Annotated in this window: 5 protein-coding genes; all 5 read left to right on the top strand. The window is 74.7% G+C overall.

All coding sequences use genetic code 11. The features are described 5' to 3' along the window. Positions 1-64 precede the first annotated feature (64 nt). The 5 genes from E2E34_RS31855 to E2E34_RS31835 are packed head-to-tail and all read left to right on the top strand — an operon-like array spanning position 65 to position 4,187. Entirely contained in the window at positions 65-1,018 is a 954-nt protein-coding gene (locus E2E34_RS31855; RefSeq protein WP_138905323.1) for a bifunctional MaoC family dehydratase N-terminal/OB-fold nucleic acid binding domain-containing protein, read from the top strand. Next, entirely contained in the window at positions 1,018-1,716 is a 699-nt protein-coding gene (locus E2E34_RS31850; protein WP_138905322.1) for an acyl-CoA dehydrogenase family protein, read from the top strand. Before E2E34_RS31855 ends, E2E34_RS31850 begins: the two co-directional genes overlap by 1 nt. Further along, entirely contained in the window at positions 1,713-2,108 is a 396-nt protein-coding gene (locus E2E34_RS31845) for a MaoC family dehydratase (protein WP_138905321.1), read from the top strand. Before E2E34_RS31850 ends, E2E34_RS31845 begins: the two co-directional genes overlap by 4 nt. Continuing rightward, positions 2,105-3,271, top strand: a complete 1,167-nt coding sequence (locus E2E34_RS31840; protein WP_138905320.1) for a lipid-transfer protein — start codon at positions 2,105-2,107, stop codon at positions 3,269-3,271. Before E2E34_RS31845 ends, E2E34_RS31840 begins: the two co-directional genes overlap by 4 nt. A 52-nt stretch (positions 3,272-3,323) precedes the next feature. Beyond that, a complete protein-coding gene (locus tag E2E34_RS31835) occupies positions 3,324-4,187 on the top strand; it encodes a DUF1906 domain-containing protein (protein ID WP_138905319.1) in 864 nt (287 codons plus the stop codon). Positions 4,188-4,293: the final 106 nt, after the last annotated feature.

The raw sequence follows: 4,293 nt of genomic DNA, 5'->3' as shown, positions 1-4,293 counted from the left end.
GGGTGAGCGAGGTGCAGCGCGAGATCGTGGCGACGACGCGGCTCGGCATGCCGAGGGGGCGGCGATGAGCGCGGACCGGGCGACGGGTGCGGAGCCGGCCGGCCTGTACGCGGTGCTGAAGGGGTTCGAGGGACGTCCCGCGGCCGTGGCGGGTGTCGGCAAGGACCCGGTCAACGAGCCGATGATCAGGCACTGGTGCGAGGCGATGGGGGACACCGGGGCGGCGTACCGCGGCTCCGGGGCGATCGCCCCGCCGACCATGCTCCAGGCGTGGACGATGGGCGGCCTGTCGGGGCACACGGGCAGGTCGCAGGCGTACGACGAACTGCTCGCCCTGCTCGACGGCGCCGGGTACACCTCGGTGGTCGCGACGGACTGCGAGCAGGAGTACGTGCGGGACCTGCGGCCGGGGGACCGGATCACCTTCGACGCCGTGATCGAGTCCGTCTCCGCGCGCAAGACGACCAGGCTCGGCACGGGGTACTTCGTCACGACCCGCACGGACGTCCGCGCCCAGGGGGAGCCGGCCGGGACGCATCGCTTCCGCATCCTCAAGTACGTCCCGGCGGCGCGGCGCGCCGGTGACGGCCGGGGGAAGCGGCCCCGGCCCGTCGTCAACCGGGACAACGCCGGGTTCTGGGACGGGGTGGCCGAGCACAAGCTGCTGATCCAGCGGTGCGCGGGGTGCGCAGCCCTGCGGTTTCCCTGGCTGCCGGGGTGCGGGCGCTGCGGGGCGCAGGAGTGGGACGCGGTCGAGGCGAGCGGGGCGGGCACGGTGTTCTCGTACGTCGTCGTGCACCGCCCGGTGTTCCCCGCCTTCGACCCGCCGTACGCCGTGGCGCTGATCGAGCTCGTCGAGGGGGTGCGGATGGTCGGCAACGTCGTGGGGGTGCCGTACGAGGAGGTGCGGATCGGGATGCCGGTGCGGGCGGAGTTCGTGCGGGTGGACGGGGAGTGGGAGCTTCCGGTGTTCCGGGCGGCAACGGGCGACGGCGGCGGGCGACGGGGGCGGGGCTGATGGACTTCACGCCCACGCAGGAGCAGCGGGCGGCCCGGGACCTGGCCGCGCGGATCTTCGCGGACCTGTCGACACACGACCGGCTGGCCGCCGCCGGGACGGGCACGGACGCCGAGCTGTGGAAGGCGCTGTGCGCGGCGGGGCTCGTGGCCTCGGTGGAGGAGACCGGCCTGCTCGGGCTGGTGCTGCTGCTGGAGGAGCAGGGACGTACGACGGCGCAGGTGCCGATCGCCGCGACGTGCGTGTACGGGCTGCTGGCGGTCGCCTTCGCCGGACTCCAGGCCGGGGTGTGCGCCGGGTCCCTGGCCCGCGCCGTGGCCCACACCGCGCAGCGGGAGCAGTTCGGGCGGCCGCTGTCGGCCAATCAAGGGGTGCTGCTGCGGGCCGCCGACGCGTACATGGACATCGAGGCGATCCGGGTCACCGCGTACGAGGCCGCGTGGCGTCACGACGAGCGGCTGCCCTTCGCCACGCACGCCCTCACCGCCGCCTGGTGGGCGTCGGAGGCCGGGCAGCGGGTGGTGCACACCGGGCAGCACCTGCACGGCGGGGCGGGGGCCGACCTGGAGCACCCCGTCCACCGGCACTTCCTGTGGGGGCGTCAGCTCGACTCGCATCTCGGGAGCGGCGGCGAAGTACTGGAGGAACTGGGCCGGGCGCTGTGCTCGGGGCAGCGGCAGGAGGGCGAGGCGCGATGAAGGCCGGGGACACGCTGCCGGCGCTGGAGATCCCGGTCACCCGCACCCTGATCGTCGCGGGCGCCGTGGCCTCCCGCGACTACCAGGACGTGCACCACGACGCCGAGGCCGCGCGGGCGAAGGGCTCGCCCGACATCTTCATGAACATCCTGACGACCAACGGCCTCGTCGGCCGGTACGTCACCGACCACTTCGGCCCCGCCGCCCGCCTGCGCGCCGTCCGGATCCGCCTCGGCGCCCCCAACTACCCCGGCGACACGATGGTGCTCACCGGAACCGTCACCGCGCTCGGCCCGGACGGCACCGCCGAGGTGCGGATCGTCGGCGCCAACAGGCTCGGCCACCACGTCACCGGCACGGTGACCGTCAGCGTCCGGGAGGAGGACTCGTGAGCGTACGCGGCGCCGACACACTCGGCGGGAAGGCGGCGATCGTCGGCATCGGGGCGACGGAGTTCTCCAAGGACTCGGGGCGCAGCGAGCTCAAGCTGGCCGTGGAGGCGGTACGGGCCGCGATCGCGGACGCGGGTCTGACCCCCGCCGACGTCGACGGCATGGTCACCTTCACCATGGACACCAGCCCCGAGATCACCGTCGCCCAGGCGGCCGGCATCGGCGAGCTGTCGTTCTTCTCCCGCGTCCACTACGGCGGCGGCGCGGCCTGCGCCACCGTCCAGCAGGCCGCCCTCGCCGTCGCGAGCGGGGTGGCCGAAGTGGTCGTCTGCTACCGGGCGTTCAACGAACGGTCCGGCCGCCGCTTCGGGGCGGGCGTGCAGCACCGCGAGCCGTCCGCCGAGGGAGCGGCCCTCGGCTGGAACCTGCCGTCCGGGCTGCTCACACCCGCCTCCTGGGTCGCCATGGCCGCCCAGCGCTACCTCCACGCGTACGGCCTCACGCCCGACGCCCTCGGCCACGTCGCCGTCACCGGCCGCCGTCACGCCGCCCGCAATCCGGCCGCGTACTTCTACGGGAAGCCCATCACCCTCGCCGACCACGCCGCCTCGCGCTGGATCGTCGAACCGCTGCGGCTGCTCGACTGCTGCCAGGAGACCGACGGCGGGCAGGCGCTCGTCGTGACCTCCGCCGAGCGGGCCAGGGACCTGCCGCACCCGCCCGCGCTGATCGCCGCGGCGGCGCAGGGCGCGGGGCGCGGCCAGGAGCAGATGACCAGCTACTACCGCGACGGCCTGACCGGCCTGCCCGAGACGAACGTGGTGGCACGGCAGTTGTGGCGCACCTCCGGCCTGCGGCCCGCCGACATCGACGTCGGGATCCTCTACGACCACTTCACCCCGTTCGTGCTGATGCAGCTGGAGGAGTTCGGCTTCTGCGGGCCCGGGGAGGGCGCCGCCTTCGTCGCCGAGGACGCGCTGGCGCTCAACACGCACGGGGGGCAGCTCGGCGAGGCGTACCTGCACGGCATGAACGGCATCGCGGAGGCGGTCAGACAACTGCGCGGCACGTCGGTGAACCAGGTACCCGGCGCCGCCCGGTCGCTGGTGACGGCGGGCACCGGCGTTCCCACGTCCGGGTTGATCCTCGGCGCGGATGGCTGACTGCGGAGTGTGAAGCGCGTCGGTGCGCCGGGGGACCCGTTCACTCTCCCTCATGTACCCGTACCTAAAGAGGCTCATCGGACATGGACTCGCGCTGGCCGCCGTGATCGGCGTGCTGGCCCTTCCCCAGCGGACGGAGGCGAGGGAGGCGGCCGGGGTGCGGCCCGCCGCGCGGACCGACGCGCCGGCGGCGCGGACCGTGACGTTCCGCGGCCGGGCGTTCGACACCTGCCAGGCCCCGCCGGTCTCCACGCTGCGCGCCTGGCGTGCCTCGCCGTACCGCGGTGTCGCCGTGTACTTCGGCGGCCGCGGCCGGGCCTGCCCGCACCAGCGCCACCTCAGCAAGCAGTGGGTGGCGGACGTGGACCGCATGGGCTGGCGGGTCCTGCCCGCTTTCGTCGGCTCGCAGTCCCCGTGCGTACGCGCCAAGAACAAGCGCCACGTCCGTATCGGCCGCGCGCCCTGGCGCCAGGGCCGGAAGGAGGGGCGGGACGCGGTCAGCGCGGCGAAGGCCCACGGCATGCTCGCGGGCAGCGCGCTCTACCTCGACATGGAGGCGTACGACGAGGGCGACCGCCGCTGCGCGCGCACCACGCTCGACTTCGTCCGCGGCTGGAACCGCGAGGTGCGCAAGCACGCCTACCTGCCCGGGTTCTACAGCAGCGCGGAGTCCGGCGTGCGGCACATGGAGCGCTCCCGCAAGGCGGGGGTCACGGACCTGCCGTCGGTGATGTGGTTCGCCCGCTGGAACGGCAAGCCGGCGCTGTACGCCGAGCGCGTCCTGCCCCGGCACGCCTGGGCCCCGCACCGCCGCATCCACCAGTACGCGGGCAACGTCAGCGAGAAGCACGGCGGCAAGCGCCTGACCATCGACCGCAACTCGGTGGACGCCCCGGTGGCCCGCATCGGCCGCTGACGGGCCCCGCCGCACCCGGGCCGGCCGCGCGCACCGGGCCGGCCGGCCCGCCCGCCCCCAGGGCGACCGCCCGCGCACCCGGGCCGGCCGGCCCGCACCCCGAGAC

It is taken from the genome of Streptomyces albidochromogenes (assembly GCF_005981925.1).
GTDB classification, from domain to species: domain Bacteria; phylum Actinomycetota; class Actinomycetes; order Streptomycetales; family Streptomycetaceae; genus Streptomyces; species Streptomyces albidochromogenes.
Note: the sequence above shows the minus strand (reverse complement) of the source record. Positions and strands in the feature narration are given on the sequence as shown.

Excerpts from the sequence above, each read along its gene's own strand:
- E2E34_RS31855 (WP_138905323.1), top strand. The coding sequence starts at position 65 with ATGAGCGCGGACCGGGCGACGGGTGCGGAGCCGGCCGGCCTGTACGCG.
- E2E34_RS31850 (WP_138905322.1), top strand. The coding sequence starts at position 1,018 with ATGGACTTCACGCCCACGCAGGAGCAGCGGGCGGCCCGGGACCTGGCC.
- E2E34_RS31845 (WP_138905321.1), top strand. The coding sequence starts at position 1,713 with ATGAAGGCCGGGGACACGCTGCCGGCGCTGGAGATCCCGGTCACCCGC.
- E2E34_RS31835 (WP_138905319.1), top strand. The coding sequence starts at position 3,324 with ATGTACCCGTACCTAAAGAGGCTCATCGGACATGGACTCGCGCTGGCC.